At 63.1% G+C, this 23,198-nt stretch carries 27 protein-coding genes and 2 pseudogenes; 20 read left to right on the top strand and 9 right to left on the bottom strand.

Annotated elements, in window-relative coordinates:
• Positions 1–14 precede the first annotated feature (14 nt).
• Positions 15–899, top strand: coding sequence for a PaaX family transcriptional regulator (locus ACWEQQ_RS40535; protein ID WP_452351939.1), 885 nt, complete (start codon positions 15–17; stop codon positions 897–899).
• A gap of 158 nt (positions 900–1,057) precedes the next feature.
• Here the strand turns inward: ACWEQQ_RS40535 and ACWEQQ_RS40530 are convergent, their stop codons facing one another.
• On the bottom strand, positions 1,058–1,333 hold the full coding sequence (locus tag ACWEQQ_RS40530; protein ID WP_452351938.1) for a hypothetical protein: 276 nt from the start codon (positions 1,331–1,333) through the stop codon (positions 1,058–1,060).
• A 28-nt stretch (positions 1,334–1,361) separates the two neighbouring features.
• Here ACWEQQ_RS40530 and ACWEQQ_RS40525 point away from each other — a divergent pair, with 28 nt between their 5' ends.
• Entirely contained in the window at positions 1,362–1,544 is a 183-nt protein-coding gene (locus ACWEQQ_RS40525) for a recombinase family protein (RefSeq protein WP_452351937.1), read from the top strand.
• A gap of 543 nt (positions 1,545–2,087) precedes the next feature.
• On the opposite strand, the gene ACWEQQ_RS40520 is transcribed toward ACWEQQ_RS40525, so the two are convergent.
• Positions 2,088–2,675 (bottom strand): TetR/AcrR family transcriptional regulator, encoded by a 588-nt coding sequence (locus tag ACWEQQ_RS40520; RefSeq protein ID WP_452351936.1) that lies wholly within the window; start codon positions 2,673–2,675, stop codon positions 2,088–2,090.
• A 107-nt stretch (positions 2,676–2,782) separates the two neighbouring features.
• On the opposite strand from ACWEQQ_RS40520, the gene ACWEQQ_RS40515 reads away from it, so the two are divergent.
• From ACWEQQ_RS40515 to ACWEQQ_RS40495, 5 genes are all read left to right on the top strand, one after another.
• Positions 2,783–3,928, top strand: coding sequence for an FAD-dependent monooxygenase (locus ACWEQQ_RS40515; protein ID WP_452351935.1), 1,146 nt, complete (start codon positions 2,783–2,785; stop codon positions 3,926–3,928).
• Between the two features lie 18 nt (positions 3,929–3,946).
• Complete coding sequence (locus ACWEQQ_RS40510) at positions 3,947–4,615, top strand: MBL fold metallo-hydrolase (RefSeq protein ID WP_452351934.1); 669 nt, start codon at positions 3,947–3,949, stop codon at positions 4,613–4,615.
• 98 nt (positions 4,616–4,713) lie between these two features.
• Positions 4,714–5,202: an ester cyclase gene (locus ACWEQQ_RS40505; protein WP_452351933.1), complete on the top strand. Its 489-nt coding sequence runs from the start codon at positions 4,714–4,716 to the stop codon at positions 5,200–5,202.
• A 120-nt stretch (positions 5,203–5,322) separates the two neighbouring features.
• Positions 5,323–5,868 carry a 2,4'-dihydroxyacetophenone dioxygenase family protein gene (locus ACWEQQ_RS40500; RefSeq protein WP_452351932.1) on the top strand — a complete coding sequence of 182 codons (546 nt, stop codon included), beginning with the start codon at positions 5,323–5,325 and terminating at the stop codon, positions 5,866–5,868.
• Between the two features lie 477 nt (positions 5,869–6,345).
• The gene (locus ACWEQQ_RS40495; RefSeq protein ID WP_452351931.1) at positions 6,346–7,092 is read left to right on the top strand and encodes an alpha/beta fold hydrolase; all 747 of its coding nucleotides are present in this window, start codon (positions 6,346–6,348) and stop codon (positions 7,090–7,092) included.
• 156 nt (positions 7,093–7,248) lie between these two features.
• Here the strand turns inward: ACWEQQ_RS40495 and yczR are convergent, their stop codons facing one another.
• Complete coding sequence (yczR, locus tag ACWEQQ_RS40490; RefSeq protein WP_452351930.1) at positions 7,249–8,640, bottom strand: MocR-like transcription factor YczR; 1,392 nt, start codon at positions 8,638–8,640, stop codon at positions 7,249–7,251.
• A 34-nt stretch (positions 8,641–8,674) separates the two neighbouring features.
• Between yczR and yczE the strand changes: the two genes are divergently transcribed.
• Positions 8,675–9,370: a membrane protein YczE gene (yczE, locus tag ACWEQQ_RS40485; protein ID WP_452351929.1), complete on the top strand. Its 696-nt coding sequence runs from the start codon at positions 8,675–8,677 to the stop codon at positions 9,368–9,370.
• Between the two features lie 157 nt (positions 9,371–9,527).
• Here yczE and ACWEQQ_RS40480 read toward each other — a convergent pair whose 3' ends face one another.
• Entirely contained in the window at positions 9,528–9,869 is a 342-nt protein-coding gene (locus ACWEQQ_RS40480; protein WP_452351928.1) for an ArsR/SmtB family transcription factor, read from the bottom strand.
• A gap of 61 nt (positions 9,870–9,930) precedes the next feature.
• Between ACWEQQ_RS40480 and ACWEQQ_RS40475 the strand changes: the two genes are divergently transcribed.
• Positions 9,931–10,500, top strand: a complete 570-nt coding sequence (locus ACWEQQ_RS40475) for a quinone oxidoreductase family protein (protein ID WP_452351927.1) — start codon at positions 9,931–9,933, stop codon at positions 10,498–10,500.
• Here ACWEQQ_RS40475 and ACWEQQ_RS40470 read toward each other — a convergent pair whose 3' ends face one another.
• Positions 10,501–11,253, bottom strand: a complete 753-nt coding sequence (locus tag ACWEQQ_RS40470) for a GntR family transcriptional regulator (protein ID WP_452351926.1) — start codon at positions 11,251–11,253, stop codon at positions 10,501–10,503.
• 101 nt (positions 11,254–11,354) lie between these two features.
• On the opposite strand from ACWEQQ_RS40470, the pseudogene ACWEQQ_RS40465 reads away from it, so the two are divergent.
• The 4 genes and pseudogenes from ACWEQQ_RS40465 (at position 11,355) to ACWEQQ_RS40450 (ending at position 13,346) form a co-directional block, all read left to right on the top strand.
• Positions 11,355–11,908: pseudogene (locus ACWEQQ_RS40465) on the top strand (CoA transferase).
• Positions 11,799–12,190 (top strand): annotated as a pseudogene (locus ACWEQQ_RS40460) (CoA transferase). Before ACWEQQ_RS40465 ends, ACWEQQ_RS40460 begins: the two co-directional pseudogenes overlap by 110 nt.
• Positions 12,191–12,393: 203 nt before the next feature.
• The gene (locus ACWEQQ_RS40455; protein ID WP_452351925.1) at positions 12,394–12,537 is read left to right on the top strand and encodes a hypothetical protein; all 144 of its coding nucleotides are present in this window, start codon (positions 12,394–12,396) and stop codon (positions 12,535–12,537) included.
• On the top strand, positions 12,534–13,346 hold the full coding sequence (locus ACWEQQ_RS40450) for an aldolase/citrate lyase family protein (protein WP_452351924.1): 813 nt from the start codon (positions 12,534–12,536) through the stop codon (positions 13,344–13,346). The genes ACWEQQ_RS40455 and ACWEQQ_RS40450 overlap by 4 nt, the downstream gene beginning before the upstream one ends.
• A gap of 278 nt (positions 13,347–13,624) precedes the next feature.
• On the opposite strand, the gene paaI is transcribed toward ACWEQQ_RS40450, so the two are convergent.
• From paaI to ACWEQQ_RS40430, 4 genes are all read right to left on the bottom strand, one after another.
• The gene (gene paaI, locus ACWEQQ_RS40445) at positions 13,625–14,041 is read right to left on the bottom strand and encodes a hydroxyphenylacetyl-CoA thioesterase PaaI (RefSeq protein WP_452351923.1); all 417 of its coding nucleotides are present in this window, start codon (positions 14,039–14,041) and stop codon (positions 13,625–13,627) included.
• Positions 14,042–14,109: 68 nt separating this feature from the next.
• Positions 14,110–14,424: an EthD family reductase gene (locus ACWEQQ_RS40440; RefSeq protein WP_452351922.1), complete on the bottom strand. Its 315-nt coding sequence runs from the start codon at positions 14,422–14,424 to the stop codon at positions 14,110–14,112.
• Positions 14,421–16,466 (bottom strand): phenylacetic acid degradation bifunctional protein PaaZ, encoded by a 2,046-nt coding sequence (gene paaZ, locus ACWEQQ_RS40435; RefSeq protein WP_452351921.1) that lies wholly within the window; start codon positions 16,464–16,466, stop codon positions 14,421–14,423. Before paaZ ends, ACWEQQ_RS40440 begins: the two co-directional genes overlap by 4 nt.
• 108 nt (positions 16,467–16,574) lie before the next feature.
• Positions 16,575–17,201, bottom strand: coding sequence for a TetR/AcrR family transcriptional regulator (locus ACWEQQ_RS40430; RefSeq protein WP_452351920.1), 627 nt, complete (start codon positions 17,199–17,201; stop codon positions 16,575–16,577).
• Between the two features lie 113 nt (positions 17,202–17,314).
• On the opposite strand from ACWEQQ_RS40430, the gene ACWEQQ_RS40425 reads away from it, so the two are divergent.
• The 7 genes from ACWEQQ_RS40425 to paaC all read left to right on the top strand — a co-directional run bounded on the left by ACWEQQ_RS40425 (position 17,315) and on the right by paaC (position 23,197).
• A complete protein-coding gene (locus ACWEQQ_RS40425; RefSeq protein ID WP_452351919.1) occupies positions 17,315–18,535 on the top strand; it encodes a thiolase family protein in 1,221 nt (406 codons plus the stop codon).
• Positions 18,532–19,269, top strand: a complete 738-nt coding sequence (locus ACWEQQ_RS40420; protein WP_452351918.1) for an enoyl-CoA hydratase/isomerase family protein — start codon at positions 18,532–18,534, stop codon at positions 19,267–19,269. Before ACWEQQ_RS40425 ends, ACWEQQ_RS40420 begins: the two co-directional genes overlap by 4 nt.
• Positions 19,266–20,147, top strand: a complete 882-nt coding sequence (locus ACWEQQ_RS40415; protein WP_452351917.1) for a 3-hydroxyacyl-CoA dehydrogenase family protein — start codon at positions 19,266–19,268, stop codon at positions 20,145–20,147. Before ACWEQQ_RS40420 ends, ACWEQQ_RS40415 begins: the two co-directional genes overlap by 4 nt.
• Positions 20,144–20,938, top strand: a complete 795-nt coding sequence (locus tag ACWEQQ_RS40410) for an enoyl-CoA hydratase/isomerase family protein (RefSeq protein ID WP_452351916.1) — start codon at positions 20,144–20,146, stop codon at positions 20,936–20,938. The genes ACWEQQ_RS40415 and ACWEQQ_RS40410 overlap by 4 nt, the downstream gene beginning before the upstream one ends.
• Before the next feature lie 62 nt (positions 20,939–21,000).
• The gene (gene paaA, locus ACWEQQ_RS40405) at positions 21,001–21,951 is read left to right on the top strand and encodes a 1,2-phenylacetyl-CoA epoxidase subunit PaaA (protein ID WP_452351915.1); all 951 of its coding nucleotides are present in this window, start codon (positions 21,001–21,003) and stop codon (positions 21,949–21,951) included.
• Positions 21,948–22,268, top strand: a complete 321-nt coding sequence (gene paaB / locus ACWEQQ_RS40400) for a 1,2-phenylacetyl-CoA epoxidase subunit PaaB (RefSeq protein ID WP_452351914.1) — start codon at positions 21,948–21,950, stop codon at positions 22,266–22,268. Before paaA ends, paaB begins: the two co-directional genes overlap by 4 nt.
• An 11-nt stretch (positions 22,269–22,279) precedes the next feature.
• Complete coding sequence (gene paaC / locus ACWEQQ_RS40395; protein WP_452351913.1) at positions 22,280–23,197, top strand: 1,2-phenylacetyl-CoA epoxidase subunit PaaC; 918 nt, start codon at positions 22,280–22,282, stop codon at positions 23,195–23,197.
• Position 23,198 lies beyond the last annotated feature (1 nt).

The raw sequence follows: 23,198 nt of genomic DNA, 5'->3' as shown, positions 1-23,198 counted from the left end.
CGTATGGTGCAAATATGACGACAGAGCTGGAAGTGGTGCCGAATGTGCGCGGACGAGAAGCTCGCCTCGCTCAGTTGATCATCACCATCTTCGGCCTGTGCGCGCGTGCCGAGGGAAACTGGCTGTCCACGGCGTCGATTATCGCGCTGATGGCAGATCTGGGAGTAGATGCCCAGGCGGTCCGATCCTCCATATCACGGCTCAAGCGGCGCGGCGTACTACTGAGCGAACAGAACGCTGGTGCGGTCGGATACTCCCTTTCGGAATCGACGCTGGAGGTGTTGGCCGAGGGCGATGTGAGAATCTTCCATCGTGCCAGGGCATCCGAGGAAGACGGTTGGATCCTGGTCGTTTTCTCAGTGCCCGAGTCGGAGCGCGAGAAACGCCATGCGCTCCGATCGGGCCTGACCCGGCTCGGATTCGGCACCGCAGCACCGGGAGTCTGGGTCGGCCCCGGAACGCTGGCCCGAGAGACCCGTCAGATGTTGGACCGTCGCGAGTTGTCCGGCTACGTCGACATGTTCACTGGCCGCCACCTCGGATTCGGTGACATGCGCGCGAAGGTGCGTCAATGGTGGAATCTGCCAGAGCTCACTCAGCTGTACACAGACTTCCTACAGCGGTATCGGCCCATCCTCTATCAGGTAACTGCGACGAATACCGCCCCGCGGGAAGCGTTCCAGCTCTACGTCCCGATACTGACCGAATGGCGCCGGCTACCGTACCGTGATCCCGGTCTCCCATTGTCACTACTGCCCCCGGCATGGAACGGGGAGGCCGCCGGCACCTTGTTCGACGAACTGAACGAGCACCTCGCCATACTGGCCCAGAAGCACGCGCTGGCCGTAATTCATGGGCAGCGTGCGAAGAGGCGGGGTTCGGCGCGGAAGGAGCGCTGAGCCCCAACGCCGGTCGATCCGGATGTTGGGCTGCCGCATCACAACCGATCTCGACTGCATGCTCGATCAGCTTTGGTCGATCGCCGCGCGCATACGCCTGTTCGATACAGGGAGATCCGCGGTGCGTCATCAGTCAACATGCCGGAGATGCTTCTTGCTCAGACGAATCCGGTGATGTCGTCGCTGCGTTTGACGATCTGGATCGTCAGGGCGAGAACAGATTTCGCCCAATCAACCAACGCGCCGATGTAGGCGCTGTCGGCCCAGATGAGGCTGATGGTGTCGAATAGTTCCCGCAGCTGTCGCAGGGCTGGCCGGGCGCCGTCGCGGTGCTGGGTGCTCGCGCCGGTGACAGCAGACCCAAACGGGCTTCCGGTAGTAATCGCCGAAAATCCAACGAAGTTCGGGATGTGTCCTGGTAGATGGTGATTCATCGGTTCCGGGTGCGGGGCAAGGTGGTTGGTGCTCGGCTTGGCTGCCGATGAGCTGGGTCGATCCCTCGAGCACCTGAACGAACTCTCGAAGACGCTGCAGGACCGGGGCGTAGACCTGGTCGTGCTCGACCAGGGCATCGACACCTCCACCGCCATCGGCCCCATGTTCTTCCAAATCCTCGGCGCCATTGCCGAATTCGAACACGCCTGATGTCCGAACGCACCCGCGCCGGCCTGGCTGCCGCCCATGCCAGCGGACGCACCGGCGGCCAGAAGCCCAAACTCGGACCACGGCAAGTGGCGCTGGCACGGCAGTTGGTACGACGAACTCGACGCACACGGCAAGCGCTGCTATATCGTCGTCCAGATCGCCGCTGAGTTCGGCGTCACCCGGCCCACTACTGGCACCTCAACATGCCAACTCCTAGCCCCGCAACACTGTAGCTGACCAGGCGCTACGAGAACATCGTTGGATTTTCGGCGATTACTGCCGGAACCCCCAAACAGTCGACGATGCCGTGGCGTTTGCGGCCTGCCCCCTTCTTCCCTGCGCCGAAACCTGGTGGCGCTGCCGACGGTTTCGGCGGCGCGAATCGACCGCGAGTTGATGACCGCCGCGGTCGGATCGGGTTCGTGTCCCGCGGCGCGGCGACAAGCTGTGCACAGTTCGATGTGGATCGCGGTGACCTGCCTGCCGGTCCAACAGCGGGTTAACGCGGCGTAGACGGCTGACGATGCGACGGCAGCAGTCTGTTTACGGATGCCAGGTATTCAGCACTCGCTCCAGCCCGTGGCGCAGGGGAGTCAGATCGTCGGGTGCGCGTGTGAATCGATCGAAGATCAGGCCGTCGAGCAATGCGACGATGATGCGGGCATCATGATCGGGGTCGACGGAACCGGCTGCAACGGCGATTGGCCTGACTGTGCGCCACATCGCGGCAGCGCCGCTGTTGACGGCGGTTCGAACCGCAGGATTTCGGGTTCCTTCCAGTAGTAACTCATACCTTGCGATTTGGTGGATCGGGTCGCTTTCGATCCATTCGACGAGAGCTTGCTGAAGCGAGTTGTAGTCCGGCTGAGGTGAGCGGCGGGCCAGTACCAGCATCAGCTGGTGCATGAGGTCGGTCAGGCGCTTCTCGTCGAGTTCGGCGAGGCGCTCGACTGTGGCCACCACCAGATCGTTACGGGTACCGAAGTAGTAAGTGACAGCCCCATGCGGTACGCCGGCGGTCTCCTGCACCGACCGGTGCGTGACCGCTGCGAGGCCCTTCGTGCCGATCACCTGTATTGCGGCATCGAGCAGGCGGGCACGGCGGTCGATGACATCTGAACTCTGTCGCATGAGATCAGTATCCCATCCACTCTTGACAGCCCTAGTAACGGGGTCTACAACTGTAGCAAGAACTGCTAAAGATGTAGCAAAGCAGGCTGGGCACTAAAGGAGTATTGGTGGCGATACCACAGAGGATCTTGATTGTCGGTGGCGGGGTTGCTGGATTGACGTTTGCCGCCGCTTTGAAGCGGCATGGTGCTTCCGCTGATGTGGTCGACCTCGCGCCCGAATGGCGCCCAGTCGGTTCTGGAATTGCGATCGGATTCAACGGAGTTCTGGCGTTGAACTCCATTGGATTGGGGGGTGCGGTCCAGGAGCGCGGGGTTCCGCTCAACAGCGTGACTCTCCTGGATTCGGATGGCAACCGCATGAATGGATTCGGGTTCAGCTCCGTGGCGGATGTCTACGGAGCGTCAACAACGGGGATACACCGCGGGGCTCTGCATGACGTCCTCGCCGGCGCGCTGGAGAATAGTCCGCGGCTCGGGATCACTGTGACCGCATTGAGGGAGCTTTCCGAGAGTGTGGTCGCAGAATTCAGCGACGGGACCAGCGCGGAGTACGACCTCGTCGTCGGGGCGGATGGACGAAATTCAAAGGTCAGGAACCTGGTCTTTGGAGAGGTTGATCGCCAATATGTGGGATACTGCGCGATTCGAGTTGTTATCCCGCGGCCGCAGGGGTTCGAAGGTATGTGCGAACTCTGGGGTAGTGGTCGGAGAATGGGGATACTTCCCATTGGTGAAGATCTTCTATATTCGTACTCTACTTTTCTTTCCGCTCGAGGCGCTGTGCGGGATCCGTCCGAGAATATGAATCTCCTGCGTGAGCTTTTCAGAGATTTCAAAGGGCCGGCCAGGTATATCGTGGATTCGGATCCGGATGAGGATTCGATACATTGCGGCGATATCGAACAGGTAGTCCTACCCCGGTGGATCTCGAGGCGAGTGGTTCTGATCGGGGACGCGGCGCATGCCATGTCCCCGGACCTCGGGCAGGGCGGTTCTATGGCCATCGAGGATGCAATCACACTGGCTCGGATTCTGGTCAACTCGACTGAAATCGAGGCCGCGTTGAATCGCTTCCAGGCGAGCAGGTACAAACGAGTCCGGGACATTCAGCGTAAATCTCGTCAGTATGGATGGGTGGTTCACAGGCGGACTCCACCTGCTCTTGCTGTGCGTCGGCGTGTTGTCGAGAGGTTTGAATCGGATCGCCTCGCGCGCACCACGGTTGCCGGCTTGATAAATCCAGTAGCCTGAACACCATTAGGAATGGCGATGATTATAGAACTTGCCGAGGATGTATACCAGATTTGCGGATATCCAAGGAATTCTATCAATTCCTACCTGATAGACGGCATTCTAATTGATGCCGGGACCAGGTACAGTGGCCGACGCATACTACGTGATATAGCGCGATTTGATATTCGGGCGCATGCGGTGACGCATGCGCATCCTGATCACTTCGGTTCGAGTAGGCGAATTTGTGAGGAATTGAAGATCCCTTTATGGGTCGGTCATGCTGATGCTGCAGCGGTCGAGACGGTCGGGCTGATGTACGACCGATTTCCGGATCATCCTGCTCCCAGGATATTGAGCCGCTTTCAGGGCGGTCCGCTGGCGGCGGTGGACAGGCGGCTCCGTGAGGGTGATCGGGTCGGGAGTTTCGAGGTCCTCGAAGTTCCTGGACACACAGTTGGCCACTTGGCGTTCTGGCGCGAGTCGGACCGAACTCTTCTGCTCGGCGATGTTGCGAATGGCCATCATCCGTTCACGGGAGCCCGCGGATTGCGGGAACCGTTCGCGTTCTTGACAGCGGATCCTCAAGGCAATCGCGAGTCCATCGCCAGACTCGCCGAGCTCGGTCCGGATTTGGTCTGCTTCGGGCACGGACCGGTATTGCGTGACGCCGACAGGTTTGCTGATTTCGCTGCTGCCCTCCGATAACCCATGATCAGGGCTCGGTCAGTGAAATATTCCAGGGTCGAACCCAGGAACACGCTGGATGTGTTCGCCGGGGAAAAATATTTGCAGGGAAGGAAGTTATGAAGGTGGATATCCAAGATATAAACAAAGACGTAGTGGTGCGCCTCATGGAGGCATTTTCTGTGGCAAACCACGGATTGCTCGACTCTCTTATGTCCGATGACTACCTGCAGCATAATCCGACTCCCAACGGTCGAGAGCCGGTCAAGCGTATGGCAGACATCCTCCAGACTGCATTTCCCGATGGGCGGATGGTTATCAACGATCTTGTTGCTGAGGGCGATAAGGTTGTAGCCAGAATTTCGATGACAGGTACACACACCGGACCACTCATCGGTATAGCTCCGACCGGTAAGCACGTAGAAATGACTTCGATTGATATTTGGAGGGTGAAGGACGGGATCTGTGTAGAACATTGGGACGAGATCGACCGAGTAGGTTTGCTTCGTCAGATTGGCCTGAAAGCGATTCTTCGTGCACTCCTGAAGAGCAGTAGCCGTCGTCAGATACTCTCTTTCGCACGTGAGCAAGGGATCATGCGACGCTGAAAGGCAAATGAGTCGGCGGGACGAGCTCCGCGGCTTGGCATTCCGAAACGCAGAAGGTTCCTTCGCTGATCCGGGATTCGCAATCGTAATCATTATCGAGAAATATGAGAGAGGTTTAACATGGATCTTCCTGGTCCCGTCCGGACGTCGAGCGGAGCGCTTCTTCCCTTTGTCGCTCTGCCTCAGACCGAGGTTCTGACGGTAAACGTCAACGGAGCGCCTCTGATCAGGGATGCCCTCGGCCCGGGGGTGCATTTTCAGCCGTTGCGACTGGACATTGAAGCCGGTGTCTGGGTGGTGTTGGCAACCTTCTCGCCCGGGGCGGTGATTCCACTCCACTATCACACCGGTATTGCCGAGGTCTATACCCTGTCAGGCAAGTGGCATTATCTCGAATATCCGGAGCAGGTCCAAACAGCTGGCTCCTACCTTTTCGAGCCGGCAGGGTCCGCGCATACCTTCGTCTGCCCTGAGTCGAACACTGAGGACACAGTTTTTCTCGTGCGCGTCGAGGGTGCCAATATCAATTTCTCCGAGGATGGAAGCTACCACTCGATCCTTGATGCTACGGCGCTCCGGTATCTGACCGAGGAACTGGCCAATGCTCAGGGATTGGGACCTGTGGACTTTATCTCTGGGGGTATCGCCGAAAACGCTATGAAATAGAGATTCGGCAGCAACTTCGAATACGATCACGCCGGGCCGACGGCCCGGCGTGATCGTATTCGGATTGGGGTTTCCGATCGTATCCGGGTTGGCGGGTGTGGTTGAGCGGCTTGTTTCAGCGGGCCGGCTGCTGGGTTCCACGGGCCCGGCCTCGTCGAGCAGGTCCTGCAGATCCGTGAACTGCTCGATGCTGGACGGCCGACGCACATCATCAAGCAGATCGTGCCGTGCCTCGGCACGTCCCGCACCATCTATTTCGCCGACGCCAAACGGTGTATCACCTGCCTGGACCGCAATCGCGACGCCATCCTGGAGTATCTGTCGGTGGTCAAGAGCCCGGGTCTGACCGACCGCTCTGGGGGAACACCACAGCCAGCGCGGAGTCGACCATCACACTTGTGTCTAGGTTGAAAGCTGAACGACAGGAACACCCCCCGCATCTGGCACACCGAGATCTGCTCCGGCACACTACTGGTCATGATCCACGGTTACACCATGGATCACCGCCTGCTTCTTCTGTTCGAACCTCTCTTCACAAGCCGTCCGGGCTGGCGACGCCTCTACCGCGATCTCCCCGGCCACAGCAACAGCCCCCGGCGGAGCGGACCAACAACCGCCGTCCCACTCACCGGTGCGATCCTCGACTGGATCGCCGACAACGTCGGAGACCAGCGATTCGCGGTGGTGGTTCAGTCTTCCGGCGGACAGATCGCACGCGCAGTCACCGCTCGATTCGACGATCAGGTTCTCGGCTCCGTACTCCTGGCACCCGTTGTCCGGTGGGGCGAACATCGCACGCTGCCCGGTGCCACGACCATCGCGTCCGACGCGAACCTTCTTGCCGCACTACCGGATCCGGACCCGGAACTGCTCCAGGCGGTCATGGCCGGGCACACCACACCGAATTGGCCGCTGTTCGAGCAGTACTTCCTTCCGGGCTGGCGCGTACATGACACCGACGCGGCGACCGAACTCGAATCCGACTTCCTGCTGCCGAACTGGCCCGAAACCTCGGTCCCGCCCCACCGCGGCTTGCATCTGCTCATACCGCCTGCCAAGACGCACTCGTCGGCTGGACCGACCAACTCGTTCTACTCGACTTTCTACCCCCACATGACCGCTATCGTGATCGACGGCGCCAGCCACAACCCTCAAATCGAAACCGCCGAGACTGTCAGGCAATCGGTGCAGCATTGGCTCTGTGCATGGCCAACCCCGAAGTAGCCCGCCGCTCAAGCCGATTGCGCACCGGGAACCGAACCGAGGGCGGCAGCCCTCTCACCTCAGAATTCGCGATAGGCCTTTTCGGAAGACGATCTGGCATATGCGAGCAGCTCACCCTGAAAGCGTCATAGGTATAACGTTGGAAGAGGGTGCTTCTCATGCGATGGCTGAGGGTTTGTGTTTCCCGCGTCGTCCGTTCAAGATGGCCTGTCGCGTCGAGGATAGCTGCCGGACAGCCGTCTCGAGCTCGTCGCCGGGAAGTGAGTAAGGCAGACGTATATGGCGTTCGAATGCTCCTCCGACACCGAACCGCGGTCCGGCGGCGATGGTGACGCCATAGTCGGGCGCTGTCGCCGCCAGGCGTGAGCTGATCATGTCTTCGAGCTTGATCCAGAACGACAGGCCGCCCGGAGGCATCGGCACTTTCCAAGTCGGAATATGCTTGGCGAGTGCCGTATACAGTGTGTGGCGCTGGGCACGCAATTGATCGATTTTGCTGGGTAGGTGGCTGTCGAGACGGTCGAGAAGAATACTGGCGGCAAGTTGTTCCAGGACCGGGGTTCCGAGGTCGGTACCGGGACGGGCCTGGACCAGACGGTTCAGGATGCTCGGTTTGGCGCGTATCCATCCGATGCGAAGTCCGCCCCAAATGCTCTTGGAGGTCGATCCGATGCAGATCGCGGCCCGGTGATGAGTGGCGAAGGGTATCGGCCGGGACACGTCGATGGCGAGGTCGGCCATCGTTTCGTCGACCACGATCGGGCAGTCCAGCCTCATACGTTGCCGGGCATGCTCGGACATGCACAGTCCGGTCGGGTTGTGAAAGTCGGGAATGAGATAGGCCAGCTTCGCACCGATGCTCGCTGTGCTCAGTTGCTCCACGCTCCAGCCGTCCGGTTCGAGCCCGACCGGCACCAGACGACTGCGAACATCGGTAAGGGCCTTGATCGCATGCGGGTAGGTCGGATGATCGATCACGACGCGGTCGCCAGGGGAGATCAGTGTGCGGGCGATCAGGGCCAATGCGTGCTGGGCGCCGTTGGTGATCATGATCTGATTCGGGTTGGTCGGAAGTCCGCGCCCGTCGTACCATCGCGCTACGGATTCCCGTAGTTCCGCGACGCCCTCACCCGCATGCCCACGCCGAGCGAAACGAAGCGGAAGCCGTTCCAACGCAGCGGAATAGGCACGGTGCAACTCCACTCCGGGTGCGGCCGGTGCAGCGATGGACAGATCAATTGTCGTCGACAGCGGCGGGGGCGGCTGATGCGGCTTCCCGTCGTCGGGAAGCCGAACGATGGCCCTGGTTCGCGGGTGTGTGTCGATGTAGCGTGCGTCGATCAGCGTTCTGTAGGCCGTGCCCACGGTGGTGCGACTGACCCCCAATGCGACGGCGAGATCTCGCTCGCTCGGCAAGGCTGCACCCAGCACGAGACGCCCATCCAATATCAGCAGCCGCAGTTTGTCCGAGAGACGTTGGTGCGCCGGCCCCGGGCCCGCATCCCATGGCCCCAACATCTGCGCGACCACCGGCGAGCTGATCTTCACGCAACCAGCGTAACGAATCTGGCTATGGAATCACATGCCAGAACTCGTCGATGGTGAGCTGATGACACTAGCAGCCAACCGCTTCGCCATCCGTCGCCTGAACGCGGTCGAACAACTGCGCGCGGGTCGGAAATTACGCAGGCTCCCACAGCTGTTGGTCGGCCTGATCGGTTATGGCGCATCGGTAATGGTGCTTGTCACCTCGGGGTTGGGGGCGGCCAGTTGGAGTATCCTCACGGAGGGAATATCCAGGTCGGCAGGTATCTCCTTCGGTGCCGCAACGAATCTCACCGCGGTGATCGTGCTCGTCGCATGGATACCGATGCGTGAGTTGCCCGGCGTAGGAACGCTTCTCAACGTTGTCCTTCTCGGGACAGCCGCCGATGCAACAGCGTGGATTATTCCACGGCCGTTCGGTGTCGGCGCTCAGCTGATCTATCTGGTTGCTGGGATTGTCGGGCTCGCATTCTTCGATGCGGTCTATCTCGGTGCGCAATTCGGCGCCGGACCCCGTGACGGGCTCATGATCGGCCTGGTCCGACTCACTCGGCAACCGGTCGCGTTGGTACGCACCGGCATCGAGGTCACCGTCGCTACGATCGGCTGTGTCCTCGGCGGCACTGTCGGCATCGGCACTGTGCTCATCGCGATCACGATGGGTCCACTCGTGGGCTACTTCCTTCCGAAGGTCGCTGTCGAAATCTCGGGTCGGAAGAGCGAACCGCAGTAGGAATCCGCGATGCCTCTCAGCAAGTACCATCGTGGCCCCACTTCTCCAGGTCGCCAAGCTGGCGCACACCGCCGATTCGGTACGAATGCTGTTCGCGTTCTTCGCTGTCCCCGCGACGGCGGAGCCGATCTTCGCCTGGGGCTGGGGCTCGACCGACCTACGTTTCGCGGTGCGCGGTTCGGGGGTCGTCGGCGAGGATGGCGTCCAATAGTCCCGGAAACCGGTCATCCAGTGTGTGTCGTCGCAGCGTGGGGAATCGGGATGTGCCCTCGGAGAGGCACTCGTTGATGCCTGCGGTCAGCAGTTGCTTGAGGTGGTAGGAGCACGTCGATGCGGGCAGTCCGATGGCATCGGAGATCTCTCCGGTGCTGCGCCGCTTTCCGTCGGACAGCAGCCGGACGATCTCCAAGCGGACCGGATCACCCAGTGTCCGCATGACCGTGGCCAGGTCCAGGTCGGTGGCTGGTGCTGTGGGCCGAGGCTGGCGCGAATCGGGCATGTGGTCATGTTGCCTTTCGTTCGATAGTTCCAAATCTTTGGAAACATCGAAAGAATATGGGATGAGGCGAGTGGTGATTCCGCGGACAGGCGGTCCCGAGGTGCTTGCGGTCGAGGATGACGCCGAGGCGGCGAGCCCGTCTCCGGGACACGTGACGATCGACGTGGCTTATGCCGGTGTGACTTTCGCCGATGTTATGTACCGCCGCGGAACGGTCGAGCTGCCGCTGCCGCTGACCCCCGGCCTCGAGGTGTCCGGCCGGATTCGCGCCGTCGGCGCCGGGGTGCACCATCTCGTGCCAGGTCAGCCCGTGGCCGGGCTGACGATCGTCGACGCGGGCGGCTACGCCGAGGTCGTTGAGGTCGATGCCCGCCTGGTCGCCACGTTGCCCGGCGACGATCAGGCACTGCTGGTGACAGCGGCGGGAATCCCGGTGAACACCACTACGGCTGTGCTGGCCCTCACCCGCGCGGGCCGCATCGTCCCCGGCGAGGTAGTTCTGATTCATGCGGCGGCCAGCTGCCTCGGCAATCAACTCGGCCAAGTCGCTGCCGCCCTGGAGCCGAAACACGTGGTCGGGACAGTCGGTTCGATGAGTAAGGCCGAGGCGGCCCGCGGCGTCGGCCCGTGATCACGCCCCGGACTTCTCCTCCCGACTGTGCAGGTTGGCCAGGCGGGCGGAGGCGGCCAGCCGGACTTGTTGCACCATATGGTTTTCGGCGCCTTCGGCGTCGCCGACTTCGAGCAGGGCCAGCAATCTGGCGTTGGAGTCCAGGGCCTGTGCGGCCACTTTCGGGTTCGACCACACCGATTGTTCGATGGGGATGGGGTGACTCTCCCAGATCCACTGCAGGTGCCGGGCGATGATGGAGCGTCCGCCGGCACGGGCGATCTGGGCGTGGAACTGCCTGCTGGCGGCGGCCATTCGCGAGGGGTCGCCCGCATCGAGGGCGGTGCGCAGTTCCCCATGGATTTCGTGTAGCCGCTGCACTTCGGCGGGGGAAATCGAGGTGGCGGCGAGCCGAGCGGCCAGGCCCTCGACGGCGGCACGCAGCAGATACAGCTCCTCCATCTCGCCGGCGGCGAGTTCGGCGACCTTGGCGCCGAAATTCGGCTCGTAGACGACCAATCCGACCGATTCCAGATTCCGCAGGGCCTCCCGCACCGGCGTAATGGAGACGCCGAGGCGTTCGGCGACCTTGTCCTGCAGGATCGGCGTGCCGGGAGGCATTGCGCCGCTGAGGATTTCCGACCGGAGCACGTCCTGAACGTAACTGGCGCGGCTGCCGGGCGGTTTGACCTTGGCGTAGGTCGGGGCGGATCCGGTGGTACCGGTTTCGGGCTGTCCCGTTCCGGTTGCGGCAGATGCGCTGCGCCGTGCCATCGAGTCGGGCCTCCTGTTTCTCATGTCGCCGTCTGTCTTGATCGTAATGCCTCTACAGACCCCTTGACGTCTCATCTTATAACTTATGAGGTAATGTCATAATGTGCCCTGAGTCACTGAAAGTGGTGGATGCGGCGACGCTGTTCGCCGGGCCACTGGCGGCAATGATGCCGGCGGACTTCGGCGCCGACGTTGTCAAGATGGAACACCCGCGGCGTGGAGATTCCAGCCGCGGTCACGGAGCGAGCAGGGAGGGAGTCGGGCTCGTCTGGAACAGCTCAGTCACAGCGAACGCCCGATCGGCGTCGACCTGTCGGCGGAGCAGGGTCAGGCCATCGCGCGGGCACTGCTCGCCGATGCCGATGTGCTGATCGAGAATTTCCGTCTGGGCGCCGTGGAGCGCTGGAATCTCGGGCCCGAGGTGCTGCATGAGCTGGACACGCGGCTGGTGGTCGCCCGCGTCACCGCTTTCGGGCAGTTCGGGCCGCGCTCACATGAGCCCGGCTTGGGTACGCCTCGCCGAGGCGATGAGCGGATTTGCCGCGATGACCGGCGAGCCGGACGGGCCGCCGACCCTGCCCTCGCTGGCGCTCGCGGATGGAATCGCAGGGCTGGCAACGACTTTCGCGATCATGATGGCGCTGGGCGAGCGTGAGCGAACCGGCCGTGGCAGGTGGTGGACCTGGCCATTATCGAACCGATCCTGATGATGCTCGGCGCGCAGATCACCACCTACGGCGCCCTCAGGGTGGTGTCGCGCCGCACCGGAAACCGGTCAGACAACAATACGCCGCGCAATATTCACCGCACCCGGGAGCGTCGCCGGCTGGCGGTATCGACCAGCGCCCAGTCCATCGCCGGGCGCGTGATTACCCTCGTCGGTCGCCCGGATCTGGTGACACAGCCGGTGTTCGCGAGCGGCTACGGACGCGTATAGCACGTCGACGAGGTCGATGGCGCGGTGGCGAGCTGGATCGCCGACCGCGATGCCGCGGAGGTCGTCCAGGCGTTCACCGAGGCACAGGCGGCGGTCTCCCGGTGTACGACATTGCCAAGATCGTCGGTGATTCCCAGTATAAGGCGCTGGAAACCATTGTGCGACTACCGGATCCGGAACTGAGGACGGTGGCCATGCAGTAAATGCTGTTCCGGCTGTCGGAGACTCCGGGCGTAATCCACTGGGCCGGGCGGACACAGGGCCACGGCACTGGCGACGTGCTCGGAGCCCTCGGCTTCTCTACCGAGCAGATCGATGCCTGGCGGGAAGCCGGAGTCGTCGCATGAAATACCCGGGTACCGGGCTCCATGTCCTTGACGATCGGCTCGACCGGATGAGCATGGCCATGGTCTCCGGCGCGGAGGTCGTGGTGCTCGACCTGCAGGGCGCCGTCGCAATTTCGCGCAAACAGCAGGCTCGTGCCACGGTGGCCGAGTTCCTGGCGGCGGCTGAGCCCGCACCGCGGGCGCCGCGGATCCACGTGCGGGTCAACAATGTTCACACCGAGACCGGGCGGCGTGATCTCGACGCCGTCGCCGGGCTGCCCGCGCTCGCCGGCATTCGCCTCCCGAGAGTGGACGCACCGGCCGATATCGAATCGGCCGTCGTGTCGTCGGCGCGGGTGGGGCGGGAGCGGGTTCCACTGCCTGATCGAGACGGCGGCCGGTGTCGAGAACGCCTATCGCATCGCCGCCGTCCCGGCGTCGCCGCGATTTCGCTGGAGGAGGGCGATTTGCGAGCCGAACTGCGCGCTCTCGACGAGCAGGCGTCGGAATGGACGCGCAGCCGCATTGTGGTCGCGGCCGCGGCTCGGCTGCCACCGCTGGCGATGGCCGTGTTCGGAAACATCAAAGACGCTGCGGGGCTGCGGGAGTCGTGTGAGCGGGGACGCCGACTGGGTATGCGCGGCCGCGCCGCGATCCACCCCGCTCAGTTGCCGATTATCGCGGAGGCGTTCGCGCCGACGGCTGCCGAGGTCGAGCAGGCCCGGCACATTGACACCGAAGCGGACGCCCGTGCGGGCGTATTCGCCTTGGACGACGGCACATTCGTCGATCATCCGGTCGTGGCCGCGGTCCGGCTGACGCCCGAATGAGCCGAAAGGTATCAGCCACTTCCGCCCACAAGGACGTGACTATTAGTGATCACCCCACGTCGGATCGGTCTCCGGCCTTGATCGAATTCTCCGACGTTGCAATGACATTCCGTGACAGCGCATGCTCCCTCCGCGCGATCGACGGACTGTTGCTGTCGATTCCGCGTGTGCGCCAGAATTACTTGTCGCTATGCGCACAGTCGGTTGGCTGAATGTGAACGTGAAGGGAGCTGTGCGTATGTCACGTGACAGGGGACCCGCAGTGGAATTGGCTGGGCCTAGCGGGCCCGAGCGACGCGGCTGTCGCCGCGGAACTCGGCAACGACGCGCCGCTGCTCATCCATGACGGTCACGTCGTATATTCCGTTGCGGCCGAAGCGGGCACGTTCCTCTGCGACGGCGGTCAGTGTCTCCCCAAGCGGAGTCGGGCGTATGTAGCGGATATCTGCACGAGCTCCCACGGCTGGGTGCCCGTGGCTGTTGCACGCGAGGGCGAATGTGGTGTCCGCCAAAAGGAATATGTACCCGCCATGGGTGATCCCGTGGCCATTGACCATTCTTTCGGTGACGGTCATCGTGGCGATGGCGTGTCCCTTGCCGAGCTCGACGATTTCGACTCCCGCTGTGCGGGAGGCGAGATCGTCGGCGAACATCTGATGGGCAAGTTCGAATGAACTCGCGTCGATCGCGGTCATCTACGGATCCCTCCTCTGTGGCCGACAGTTAGCGGTCCGCGGGCCGCGAGGAAGCCCGCACCTCATCCTTACGCCAGAACCGATTCCACATTTTGGACGTACATGGTGACGCCGCCAGTGGCGAAGTTGCGCACGTCATTGCCGGCCGCCCTCATCTCGGGTGAGGACAGCGCCTTGCGCAAGTCGTCCTCGGTATCGAATTGCAGTCTGGCGACGGCGTAGTACGCGGGCTCGGAGCCGTCCAGCGAAGTGCACTTCGAGTAGGTGTAGTCAGCGAGGCCGGGCACCTTGTTGGCGAGTGGGATGTGCTTGGTGTAGTAGTACTCGTCGAACGCGGCCGGATCGACCGGCTTTCCGTAGCAGATCGAGATCTGGTGGCTCATTCGGAATCTCCCTTGGGTTTAGCGACGAGCGTCAGCACGTCGTATGTGGCGACCGCGTCGCCACCATGGTTGGTGACGGTTGCGTCCCAGCGGACCTCGCCATAGTCCACGCTGTTGCGCGGGCTGATCTGTTTAGCGGTGAGGGTTACCGTCAGCTCATCGTCAGCTTTGACCGGGGTGAGAAAGCGCAGGTTGTCCACACCGAAGTTGGCCAGCACCGGCCCGGGCGCAGGATCGACGAACAGCCCGGCGGCCAGTGATACGACCAGGTATCCGTGGGCCACGATGCCACCGAAGAGCGGATTGGCAGTCGCGGCTTCGGGATCGGTGTGTGCGTAGAAGGTGTCGCCGGTGAATTCAGCGAAATGCGCTATGTCGGCGAGTGTGACACGACGCGGGCCGCCGACGATGGTGTCGCCCAAGCGAAGCTCAGCGAGGTTCTTGCGGAAGGGGTGCACCTCGCCGGTGAATCGTTTAGCGCCTGCCACCCACCGACGCCCCACTGCGGTCAGCACGTTCGGAGACCCCTGTACGGCTGTGCGCTGCATGTGATGCAGGACGCCGCGGATGCCGCCGAGTTCCTCGCCGCCTCCCGCGCGTCCCGGGCCGCCGTGCACCAGCACCGGGAGCGGCGAGCCGTGTCCCGTCGACTCTTTGGCGTTCTCGCTGTCGAGCACCAGGATCCGGCCATGGTGGGGTGCTACGCCGAGAACGATTTCGCGGACGATTGCCGGATCGGCGGTGACCAACGAGGCGACCAGGCTGCCCTTGCCCCGCGCGGCCAGTTCGATGACATCCGCGTTGTCGCGGTAACCGATGACAGTGCTCACGGGGCCAAATGCCTCGATCTCATGCGGCTCGATGGCCTCACGGTCGTCGCAGCGCAGCAGAATTGGCGAGAGGAAGGCGCCAGTTGTGGCGTCCGCGCCGACCACGTCGACCTCGTCGAGATCCCCGAAGACGATTCGGGCGGATTTGGACAGGCCGCGGGCGGATTTGCGAACCTCTTCGCGCTGCCGAAGGCTGGCCAGAGCTCCCATGGTGACGCCTTCGGCGCCGGGAGCGCCGACGATGACCTTTGACAGCCGAGCGGATACGGCCGTCACGACGTCGTCGACCAGCGCCTCGGGCACGAACGCGCGGCGGATCGCCGTGCACTTCTGGCCGGCCTTTGCGGTCATCTCGGTGACGAGCTGCTTGACGTAGAGATCGAACTCTGTGCTGCCCGCGGCGACGTCGAGGCCGAGAATCGATGCGTTGAGCGAATCGGCTTCGGCATTGAAGCGGACACCCTCGCTGAGGACGTTCGGGTGACCGCGCAGGAGGGCTGCGGTGTCGGCGGAACCGGTGAATGCCACCGAATCCTGGCCCGACAAATGGTCTAGCAGGTCATTGGCACTGCCACAAAGCAGCTGCACCGAGCCCTCGGGCAGCAGGCCCGACTCGATGATTCGGCGGACCACCAGTTCGGTGAGGTATGCGGTCTGGCTTGCCGGCTTGATGATTGAGGGCACGCCGGCGATGAATGCAGGTGCGAGCTTTTCCAGGAAGCCCCAGACCGGGAAGTTGAAGGCATTGATCTGCACCGCCACGCCCCGGCGTGAGGTGTAGATGTGCTGGCCGACGAATGTGCCCTTCTTGCCCAGCGGCTCGACTGCCCCGTCGAGGTAGACGGTGTCGTTGGGCAACTCGCGGCGCGCTTTGCTGGCGTAGCTGAGCACTGTGCCGATACCACCGTCGATGTCGACGGCCGAGTCGCGGGTGGTCGCGCCGGTAGCGGTCGAGAGCGCGTAGAACTCGTTTTTGCCGGCCAGCAGTGTCGAGCCCAGGGCCTTCAACGCGGCTGCGCGCTCGTGGAAGGTCAAGCGTGCCAGCGCCGGTCCACCGACCGTTCGCGCATAATCGACCATGTGGCCGACGTCCAGCCCGGTCGACGAGATGCGTGCCACTTCGCTGCCGTCCACGGCGCTGAGCAGTGGTGCGCCCTCATCGGGCGCGGAGTACCAGCGCCCGCCTACATAGCTTTGCAGCAGATGGCTCATCAACTCTCCGATCATAACTGAACATTCGGTAGGTAATTACGATCCGACAGAGTTTGCTGCGTGTCAAGAGGGGGCTGGTCGTCAACCCGCTCACGGGCTGTCGCGGAGTTAGCCGACGCTGGAATCGGTGTTGCGCAGTCCGGAGAAGACGATGGAGACGACGGTGTCGGCGATCTGGTCGACGGAATTGCCGCCGCGTGGTCGGTACCACTCGACGATGGAGTTGATCATTCCCCAGATCAGGCGGCTGGCCAGCGCTGGGTCGACGCATTGTTGAAGGTCGCCCTCGTCGGCGGCGGACTGGACCAGATCGCTGACGAACGCGTCGAATTCGCGTCGGCGTGTCAGTGCTCGCTTCTCGACCGCGGTGTTTCCCCGCACGCGTAGCAGCAGTGTCACGTAAGGCAGCTCGGTGGCGAGTACTTCGACGCTGCGGCGGACCACGTATTCGAGGCGGTCGATGGAGCGTCCGGTTACTGCGCGCTCTTCGGTGGTTGCGGCGAACAAGCCATTCAGAGCACGCGACAATGCGAGTTCCAGCAGTTCCGATTTTCCGGAAACATGGTGGTAGATGGCCGATTTGGTGATGCCTAGCCTATTGGCCAGCGCTTCCATGCTGGTTCCGTCGTAGCCCTTGTCGTTGAACACCTTGACGGCGACGGCCAGCAGGGAATCGAGGTCGTACCCGGGTCTCCCCGGTCGTCCGGTTCGGGGGGCCGTGCGTGCAGATGTCATCCGTCCATCTTGACTCATCGGCGTCGATGGTCGTGGAGCCCCTTTTTCGGGGCTTGATACTTACCGAATGTTCGGTTAATAATTGCCCTCAGATGCCGACAAGGAGTGTGGTGATGGGCGAAGTCTTCCTCGTCGACGGGGCGCGAACACCCCAAGGCCGATATGGCGGTGCCCTGGCCGGAATACGGCCAGATGACATGGCTGGCCTGGTTGTCGCCGAAGCGGTGCGACGTGCGGGCGTACCGGGCGATGCTATCGATGAGGTTGTGCTCGGTGCGGCGAACCAGGCCGGCGAGGACAACCGGAATGTCGCTCGGATGGCCGTGCTGCTGGCCGATTTGCCCGACAGGGTGCCCGGCTACACGGTGAACCGACTCTGTGCCAGCGGTCTTACTGCGGTTGCGACCGCAGCGGCGACGATTCGTTCCGGTGAGGCCGACGTCATCGTCGCTGGCGGAGTGGAATCGATGACCCGGGCACCGTGGGTGATGGCCAAGCCCGGTACCTCATGGGCCCGCCCGGGGGAGGTAGTTGATACGTCCCTCGGCTGGCGATTCACCAATCGGCGCTTCACTGCCGCTGATCAGGCGGTCGCAGCCGAATCCGATCCAGGCATCCGGAAGATCACGCTGGCGATGGGGGAGACGGCAGAAGAGGTCGCCGCGCTCGAGGGAATCACTCGCATGGAGAGCGACGCCTTCGCATTGCGCAGCCAGCAACGTGCCCACGCAGCCGCCGTGGCGGGTCACTTCGAACGCGAAATTGTCGGAATTGCCATCAAGGATGGCGTCCTCGACATCGATGAGGTGCCGCGTCCTGGCACCACGATCGAGAAACTTGCCGCACTGAAGCCGGTCTTCCGAGAAAACGGCATTGTCACGGCCGGGTCCGCGTCACCGCTGTCGGATGGTGCAGCAGCGTTGGTCGTCGCGAGCGGCAAAGCCGTGCAGCAGTATCAGCTGACGGTCCGGGCGAGAATCGTAACGAGCGCAAGCGCGGGTGTGTCTCCGCATGTGATGGGTCTCGGTCCGGTACCTGCGACGGAAAAGGCTTTGGCGCGGGCGAATTGGAATATCGCGGATCTGGATGCGGTCGAGTTGAACGAGGCGTTCGCCGCCCAATCGCTGGCAGTGATGCGGCAGTTGAAGCTGGACGAGCAGATCGTGAACGCGGACGGCGGCGCGATCGCACTGGGCCATCCGCTGGGCTGTTCGGGTGCACGAATCCTGCTCACACTGCTGGGTCGGATGGAGCGTGAGGGCGCTCGCCGCGGTCTGGCCACCCTGTGCGTCGGTGTCGGCCAAGGTGTCTCCATGCTGATCGAGGCGCCATGACCGACTACACCACGCTGCTGATCGAGGAGCTCGACGACCGTCTCGTCGTAACCCTCGACCGCCCTGCGCAGCGTAATGCCATCACCGCGGAGATGATCGTCGAACTGCACGACATCTGTGCCCGACTGGAGCGAACACCGAAGCTGCTGCTTCTTACCGGCCGGGGTGAGCATTTCGCCGGCGGAGCAGATATCGGGCAATTGCGGGCACGGACTCGCGATGATGCGCTTGCCGGGATCAATCGCAATCTCTTCGACCGCATCGGCCGGCTGCCGCTGCCGACAGTCGCGGCGGTGAGCGGATATGCATTGGGTGGCGGCGCTGAACTGGCCTATGCCTGCGATATCCGGATCGCTGCATCGACCGCGAGATTCGGCAATCCCGAGCCAGGGCTCGGAATCATGGCGGCCGCAGGCGCCAGCTACCGGCTGCCCCTGTTGGTTGGAGTCTCTATCGCGAAGCAGGTGTTGCTGGGCGGGCGCATTCTCGATGCGAGCGCCGCGCTGAATGCTGGATTGGTTCTCGAAGTGACCGACCCCGGCGCGCATGTTGCGGCCGCACACCGGTTGCTCGATCGCGTCGCGGTATCCGCGCCGCTGGCTCTGCGGTTGACGAAAACGATCGTCGACGCCCCGGGATCCCACCCGTTCGCTGACGACATCGCGCAGGCAGTGCTGTTCGAGACCGAGGACAAACACGCCCGCATGACTGCATTCCTGGAGAAGAAGGCATGACCGAAGCACAAGCACCGACACGCGTCGCCGTAATAGGGGGCGGACGAATGGGCGCGGGCATCGCGCAGGTGTTCGCGACGCTCGGAAGCGATGTGGTCATCGCGGAGGCGGCGGACCAGAGTGCGGCATTGGACCGTGTGGCCGCCGGGCTGCGCCGCGCCGCCGAGCGGGGGAAACTTGGTGCCGCCGGCCCTGATGATGTCCTGGCTCGCGTCACCACAGTAGCCGCACCCACCGAGTTGCCCGCCGATCTCGATCTAGTGGTCGAAGCTGTTCCCGAGAGCGCGGCCCTGAAGGCCGACGTGCTGGCGGCCGTCGACAAGGCTGTCGGCCCCGAAACCGTGATCGCAAGCAACACCAGCTCGCTGTCGATCACCGAACTCGGTGCCGCGCTTCAGGATCCGACCCGTTTTCTCGGCATGCACTTCTTCAATCCAGTGCCCGCCTCGGTGCTGGTGGAGGTAGTGCGGACGCAGTCAACGGCCGTCGAGGTGGTCGAGCGAGTCCTGGGCTGGGTTGCAGCTCTGGGCAAGAGCGAGGTACTCGTCAACGATTCACCGGGGTTCGCCACCAGCAGGCTGGGTGTCTGCCTGGGTATCGAGGCGATTCGGATGGTCGAGGAGGGAGTCGCTGACGCGGCTTCGATCGACCGCGCGATGGAGCTCGGCTACAGGCACCCGATGGGCCCCTTGCGGTCCACCGATCTGGTCGGACTCGATGTTCGGCTCGCCATCGCCGAACACCTCGCGGCCACCCTCGGACCGCGCTTCGAACCGCCACGACTGCTGCGCGAGAAGGTCGACCGCGGCGAACTGGGGCGCAAGACCGGCCAGGGGTTCTTTACCTGGGACACCGTACCTGCAGGAGGACAATCGTGACCACAACCCACAGCACCGTCGGCACGACTATCGCCGACGGCCTGGCCACCATTACTCTGGCGCGGGCCGCAGCGTCGAACGCGCTCGATACGTCGACCAAGCGGGGTCTGCTCAACGCGGTCCGTGCCGTTGCCTCCGCCCCGGAGGTCCGTGCCGTTCTGCTGACCGCGGAGGGCAAGAACTTTTGCGTCGGACAGGATTTGGGCGAGCATGTCGACGCTTTGCGCGCTGATCCCAGCACCGCGATGAAAACCGTTGGTGTGCATTACAACCCGCTTATCGAGGCGCTTAGCGAAATCTCGGTTCCGGTGGTTGTGGCGATTCGCGGCGCATGCGTCGGTGCGGGGCTCGGCCTTGCCTTGGCCGGTGATATCCGAGTGGCAGGCAGCGGGGCCAAGTTCGGGACCGCCTTCACAGGTATCGGGCTGGCCAGCGACTCCGGTCTCAGCTACGCGCTGGTGCAGGCGCTCGGCTACAGCCGCGCCATGGGCCTGATGTTGCTGGGTGACAGATTCACCGCGGCCGAGGCTCACACGTGGGGTCTTGTCCATCGGGTGGTCGACGACGAGCACGCGGAGGGTGCCGCGCGCGACCTGGCCCAATTCCTTGCCCAGGGTCCCACCGAGGCGTACCGGCGCCTCAAGCGGCTACTGCGAGCTGAGGCATCGGGGCTGTCGAACGCCCTCGAACGCGAGCGGGTCGCGCAGGAAGCGCTGGGCGCCACGAGGGACCACAGTGCGGCCGTCGAGGCATTTCTGGCCAAGACCAAGCCGGTCTTCGAAGGCCGGTGAGATCGATGCGGACGATCGCACCCCGCACACGCACGAACACCTCAATGTGAGGAGAGGGCGACATGACTACAGCAACCCCCCTACCGGAATTTCAGCAGGTATTCGAGGATACGATCGCCCGGGACCAGCGCATCGAACCGCGCGACTGGATGCCCGACGGTTACCGCAGGACGCTGATTCGGCAGATCGCGCAGCATGCGCACTCCGAGATCATCGGTATGCAGCCGGAAGGCAACTGGCTGACCCGGGCGCCGTCGTTGCGGCGCAAGGCAATTCTGATGGCCAAGGTGCAGGATGAGGCAGGCCATGGCCTGTATCTGTACTCGGCTGCCGAAACATTGGGTGCAGACCGCGCCGATTTGACCGATAAACTCCTCGAGGGCAAGCAGAAGTACTCCTCGATCTTCAACTACCCAACGCTGACCTACGCTGATGTCGGGGTGATCGGCTGGCTGGTCGACGGCGCGGCGATCTGTAACCAGGTTCCGTTGTGCCGCAGCAGTTTCGGTCCCTATGCCCGCGCCATGATCCGGGTCTGCAAAGAAGAATCCTTCCACCAGCGCCAGGGTTACGAGCTGCTCATGACCATGATGAGCGGCACTGAGGCCCAGCGTCAGATGGTGCAGGACGCAGTCGATCGATGGTGGTGGCCCGCGCTGATGATGTTCGGCCCGCCCGACGACCAGTCGCCCAACACTGAGCAGTCGATGGCATGGCGTGTCAAGCGGCACACCAACGATGAACTGCGTCAACGATTCGTGGACATGTCGGTGCCGCAGGCCCAGGCATTGGGCGTAACGTTGCCCGATCCGAATCTGGCGTGGAACGAGGAGCGCCAGGCACACGATTTCGGCGAACCGGACTGGCATGAGTTCACCGAGGTCATCGGCGGCAACGGTCCCTGCAACGTCGAGCGAATCACCAACCGCCGCGCGGCACATGAGGCCGGCGCCTGGGTGCGGGAGGCCGCGCTCGCTTTTGCGGCACAGGAACGAAAGAGCGTGAAGCAATGATCGAAAAGCAGTCCGTCGCAGAGCTGGCGCGCGTCAAAGCCGAGTGGCCGCTCTACGAGGTATTCGTACGTGGCAAGCGCGGCCTCAACCACGTGCACGTCGGATCGTTGCATGCAGCCGACGACGAGATGGCGCTGCGGCACGCGCGCGACGTGTACACCCGCCGTAACGAGGGCGTCAGTATCTGGGTGGTGCCGTCGGCGTCGATCATCGCTTCCAGTCCGTCGGAGAAAGATCCGTTCTTCGCACCCAGCGGCGACAAGGTATACCGCCATCCGACGTTCTACGACATCCCCGACAACGTCCCTCATATGTGAAGGCCGAACCCATGATCGATCACGATAACGCCGTCAGTGGACTCATCGAGGGGGATGGCGACGGCCAATGGGCATTCGGAACGAGTTTCGACGACCCGCTTGCCGGCGTCGACACCACCGTCCCCGCCGATGTCGATCTGTCCGCATTGGCTCGCTACTGCCTGATGGTGGGCGACGACGCACTGATCGCGGCGCAGCGACTCACCGAGTGGAGCACGCGCGGGCCGGAACTCGAGGAGGAGGTCGCACTGATGAATATCGGCCTGGATCTCCTCGGCCAGGCCAGGCTGTTGCTGGCGCGAGCCGCTGCCGCGGATCCGGCGGTCGTACCGCTCATCTCGGATACCTCTCCAGTGCCCGCCGAAGACGCACTTGCATTCTTCCGTGACGAGAACCGGTTCCGCTGTGTGCGTTTGGTCGAAGTCGGCAACGGCGACTTCGCCCGCACCATCATCCGGTCGCTGGTCTTCTCGACTTGGCGCCTGGCGCTGTTCGACAGACTGCGAGACTCACGCGATCCCGTACTGGCGGCGGTGGCACACAAGGGCGTCAAGGAGCTCACCTACCATCGCGATTATGCTGCCCGATGGGCGGTGACACTGGGGTGCGGTACAGAGGAGTCGAAGCGGCGCATGGCCGAGGCGATCGAATTCGTCTGGCCCTTCATTCCGGAACTGTTCGTTCCGACCGCAGATGAGCTGGCCTTGGCCGAAGTCGGGGTTGGTGTCGATCCGCGGACGCTGCGAGACGAATTCGAACACGTGCTCGAGCAGGTGCTTCATGCCGCGGAACTCACTGCGCCACAAGGTCGTTCCATCGGAGCGGTCGGGGGCCGTTCGGGACGGCAAGGCGTACACACCGAAGCGCTGGGACCACTGCTGACCGAGATGCAATGTGTGGCACGCGCCCACCCCGACGGGAAGTGGTGAC

It is taken from the genome of Nocardia sp. NPDC004123 (genome assembly GCF_053603795.1).
The sequence above is the reverse complement of the archived record's forward strand: the minus strand, read 5'-3'. Positions and strand labels throughout refer to the sequence as shown.

Coding starts and splice junctions, on each gene's coding strand:
- ACWEQQ_RS40520 (WP_452351936.1), bottom strand. CDS start 2,675: ATGCGACAGAGTTCAGATGTCATCGACCGCCGTGCCCGCCTGCTCGAT.
- ACWEQQ_RS40475 (WP_452351927.1), top strand. CDS start 9,931: ATGAGGCGAGTGGTGATTCCGCGGACAGGCGGTCCCGAGGTGCTTGCG.
- ACWEQQ_RS40530 (WP_452351938.1), bottom strand. CDS start 1,333: ATGAATCACCATCTACCAGGACACATCCCGAACTTCGTTGGATTTTCG.
- ACWEQQ_RS40450 (WP_452351924.1), top strand. CDS start 12,534: ATGAAATACCCGGGTACCGGGCTCCATGTCCTTGACGATCGGCTCGAC.
- paaA (WP_452351915.1), top strand. CDS start 21,001: ATGACTACAGCAACCCCCCTACCGGAATTTCAGCAGGTATTCGAGGAT.
- ACWEQQ_RS40500 (WP_452351932.1), top strand. CDS start 5,323: ATGGATCTTCCTGGTCCCGTCCGGACGTCGAGCGGAGCGCTTCTTCCC.
- paaI (WP_452351923.1), bottom strand. CDS start 14,041: ATGACCGCGATCGACGCGAGTTCATTCGAACTTGCCCATCAGATGTTC.
- paaZ (WP_452351921.1), bottom strand. CDS start 16,466: ATGAGCCATCTGCTGCAAAGCTATGTAGGCGGGCGCTGGTACTCCGCG.
- ACWEQQ_RS40420 (WP_452351918.1), top strand. CDS start 18,532: ATGACCGACTACACCACGCTGCTGATCGAGGAGCTCGACGACCGTCTC.
- ACWEQQ_RS40425 (WP_452351919.1), top strand. CDS start 17,315: ATGGGCGAAGTCTTCCTCGTCGACGGGGCGCGAACACCCCAAGGCCGA.
- paaB (WP_452351914.1), top strand. CDS start 21,948: ATGATCGAAAAGCAGTCCGTCGCAGAGCTGGCGCGCGTCAAAGCCGAG.
- yczE (WP_452351929.1), top strand. CDS start 8,675: ATGCCAGAACTCGTCGATGGTGAGCTGATGACACTAGCAGCCAACCGC.
- ACWEQQ_RS40430 (WP_452351920.1), bottom strand. CDS start 17,201: ATGACATCTGCACGCACGGCCCCCCGAACCGGACGACCGGGGAGACCC.
- paaC (WP_452351913.1), top strand. CDS start 22,280: ATGATCGATCACGATAACGCCGTCAGTGGACTCATCGAGGGGGATGGC.
- ACWEQQ_RS40470 (WP_452351926.1), bottom strand. CDS start 11,253: ATGGCACGGCGCAGCGCATCTGCCGCAACCGGAACGGGACAGCCCGAA.
- ACWEQQ_RS40505 (WP_452351933.1), top strand. CDS start 4,714: ATGAAGGTGGATATCCAAGATATAAACAAAGACGTAGTGGTGCGCCTC.
- ACWEQQ_RS40415 (WP_452351917.1), top strand. CDS start 19,266: ATGACCGAAGCACAAGCACCGACACGCGTCGCCGTAATAGGGGGCGGA.
- ACWEQQ_RS40480 (WP_452351928.1), bottom strand. CDS start 9,869: ATGCCCGATTCGCGCCAGCCTCGGCCCACAGCACCAGCCACCGACCTG.
- ACWEQQ_RS40455 (WP_452351925.1), top strand. CDS start 12,394: ATGCTGTTCCGGCTGTCGGAGACTCCGGGCGTAATCCACTGGGCCGGG.
- ACWEQQ_RS40440 (WP_452351922.1), bottom strand. CDS start 14,424: ATGAGCCACCAGATCTCGATCTGCTACGGAAAGCCGGTCGATCCGGCC.
- ACWEQQ_RS40535 (WP_452351939.1), top strand. CDS start 15: ATGACGACAGAGCTGGAAGTGGTGCCGAATGTGCGCGGACGAGAAGCT.
- ACWEQQ_RS40495 (WP_452351931.1), top strand. CDS start 6,346: ATGATCCACGGTTACACCATGGATCACCGCCTGCTTCTTCTGTTCGAA.
- ACWEQQ_RS40510 (WP_452351934.1), top strand. CDS start 3,947: ATGATTATAGAACTTGCCGAGGATGTATACCAGATTTGCGGATATCCA.